At 45.8% G+C, this 919-nt stretch carries 1 protein-coding gene; it reads left to right on the plus strand.

The genetic code is table 11. The annotated features are described in order from the left end of the window. Window positions 1-919 (plus strand): type II secretion system F family protein (locus R7O13_RS25065; protein WP_318304967.1); only part of this gene is annotated, 919 nt, incomplete at both ends.

The following is a 919-nucleotide window of genomic DNA, read 5'->3' on the forward strand; positions in this document are numbered from 1 at the left end:
CACGGTTTTCACTCGTCAAATCTCAACGATGCTAGTAACCGGTGTGCCGCTAGTACAAGCATTGAAATTGGTCTCTGATAACCACAAAAAAGCGGAAATGAAATCCATTTTGATGAGTGTAACTCGGGCTGTTGAAGCGGGTACGCCGATGTCCAAAGCGATGCGTACCGCCAGTAACCATTTTGACCCGCTGTATACCGACCTGATTGCGACAGGAGAACAATCGGGCAACTTAGCCGAAGTGTTCGAACGCTTAGCTACCTACAGGGAAAAAAATGAGCAGCTTAGAGCCAAAGTGATCAAGGCTCTAATATATCCAGCCATGGTTATTCTAGTTGCACTGGGAGTATCGTTTATCATGCTAACCAAGGTCATTCCCGAGTTTGAAAAAATGTTTGTTGGCTTTGGTGCTGAATTGCCATGGTTTACAAGGCAAGTCTTAGATCTTTCCGCTTGGACACAAAACTGGAGCCCATTTATCGCACTTGGCTCCATCAGTGTATTTATCTCCGCGAGAGTACTCTCTATGCGTTCTGACTCTTTTCGCTTAATGCTCAACCGCTCTGTGCTTAAGTTTCCAGTCCTTGGGGCAGTTTTATCGAAAGCCGCTATCGCAAAATTTAGTCGAACCCTCGCTACGAGCTTTACGGCGGGCATTCCGATTTTAACCAGTTTAAAAACCACCTCGAAAACGTCCGGAAATATGCATTATCAATTGGCTATCGAAGAGGTTTATCGCGATACCGCAGCAGGAATGCCGATGTATGTTGCAATGCGCAATTGCAACGTGTTCCCTGAGTTGGTGCTGCAAATGGTTATGATCGGCGAAGAATCCGGCCGACTTGACGATATGCTCAATAAAGTCGCCACAATTTACGAGTTTGAAGTGGACAACACCGTCGATAACCTCAGTAAAATC

It is taken from the genome of Vibrio sp. Y176, assembly GCF_033438945.1.